Annotated in this window: 3 protein-coding genes; 2 read left to right on the top strand and 1 reads right to left on the bottom strand. The window is 72.9% G+C overall.

The genetic code is table 11. The features are described from left to right. Window positions 1-197: universal stress protein (locus ACXJKL_RS21465; protein WP_457209016.1), on the top strand; the 197-nt coding region annotated here is incomplete at its 5' end. Here the strand turns inward: ACXJKL_RS21465 and ACXJKL_RS21460 are convergent. Next, window positions 178-690, bottom strand: a complete 513-nt coding sequence (locus tag ACXJKL_RS21460) for a hypothetical protein (RefSeq protein WP_457209015.1) — start codon at window positions 688-690, stop codon at window positions 178-180. The two genes, ACXJKL_RS21465 and ACXJKL_RS21460, sit on opposite strands and share 20 nt — an antisense overlap. A gap of 109 nt (window positions 691-799) precedes the next feature. On the opposite strand from ACXJKL_RS21460, the gene ACXJKL_RS21455 reads away from it, so the two are divergent. Then, on the top strand, window positions 800-1,056 hold a 257-nt coding region (locus ACXJKL_RS21455), incomplete at its 3' end, for a YbaB/EbfC family nucleoid-associated protein (RefSeq protein ID WP_457209014.1).

The raw sequence follows: 1,056 nt of genomic DNA, 5'->3' as shown, positions 1-1,056 counted from the left end.
CGGTCGAGCTGCACGCGGCCCACGGCCAGTCCTCGGCCAAGCTCCTCGAGGCCGCAGCCGGGGCGGAGATCCTGGTCGTCGGCCGGCGGGGCGCGGGTGGCTTCCGCGGGCTGCTGACCGGCTCGACGGCCGAGCAGGTCGTGCGCCACGCCCCCGGGCCGGTCGTGGTGGTCCCGGTCACCGGTCAGGGTGCCTGAACTCGGCCCACCGCCGCTGCTCGTACTCGTCGAGGAACAGGTCAGGTCGCCGCTCGAGCTCGGCGTCCAGGCGCCGCGCGAGCGGCTCGAGGTCGCTGACGTAGGCCGTCGACACCGGGAACACGAGGGGTCGGTCCTGCGGGTCGTCGCCCCACAGGGTGATCGTCATGAAGTAGGCCTCGCGCTTCACCCGGACCCGGGTCACCTGCGAGAACTGCAGCTGGTGGACCACCCGGTCGCCGTACGTGCGGGTCAGCGTCGACTCGCCGACGTGCACGTGGATGCGGAGCAGGCCCCGGGCGAGGAGGAGCGGCCCCACCACGAAGACGAGCGCCATCCCCACGGCCACGGCCCACGTGCCGAGGGAGCCGGACACGCCGGCCGCGGTGCGGAAGACGCGGAAGGTGGGGATGGCCAGCACCACGGCCACCACCACCATCGCCCACGCCAACGCGGTCCGTTGCGGCAGCTCTGTCCCGAGATCGGTCGTCATGGCGCAACATTAGGGCCGCTCGGGGTTTGACCCGCGCCGCCCCGGGTAGTCGGGGCTGAGCCACGCACCACCGAAGGAGGGTGACCCCGTGTCCTCGAGACTCGACGCCATGCTTGCCCAGATCGATGCCCAGGCCGACGCCTCGTTGGCCAAGCTCGACCAGGCAGAGCAGTTCGCCCGCCGCTCCGAGGCGCTCACCGTGGAGGGCGAGAGCCCCGACGGGCGGGCCGTCGTCACCGTCAACGGCACCGCGCACCCGGTCGCCGTCCGGTTCGCCGATGACGTCCACCAGCTCTCGCCGAACGAGCTCGCCAGCGCCGTGATGAGCGCCCTGGGCCAGGCCCAGCGCCGGCTGTCGTTCCGGAT

This window comes from Nocardioides sp. P5_C9_2, assembly GCF_054049555.1.
Note: the sequence above shows the minus strand (reverse complement) of the source record. Positions and strands in the feature narration are given on the sequence as shown.